We start from the raw sequence: 261 nt of genomic DNA on the forward strand, positions 1-261 counted from the left end.
GTTGCTGACCGATCCGGAAGAAGCCGCCGACTTCGTGAAGAAGACCAAGGTCGACGCCCTGGCCATCGCCATCGGCACCAGCCACGGCGCCTACAAGTTCACCAAGCCGCCGACCGGGGACACCCTGTCGATCCAGCGCATCAAGGAAATCCACGCGCGCATCCCGGACACCCACCTGGTGATGCACGGCTCTTCCTCGGTACCGCAGGACTGGCTGGCGATCATCAACGAGTACGGCGGCGAGATCAAAGAGACCTACGG

The 261-nt window shown here is 63.2% G+C and carries 1 protein-coding gene; it reads left to right on the forward strand.

Translation table 11 applies throughout. The annotated features are described in order from the left end of the window. A partial coding sequence (locus ACLJNW_RS26145) for a class II fructose-bisphosphate aldolase (protein WP_410961498.1) occupies window positions 1-261 on the forward strand: 261 nt, incomplete at both ends.

Origin of the sequence: Salmonella sp. SAL4457 (assembly GCF_046548235.1) — a bacterium.
Taxonomy (GTDB): Bacteria; Pseudomonadota; Gammaproteobacteria; order Enterobacterales; family Enterobacteriaceae; genus Salmonella; species Salmonella enterica.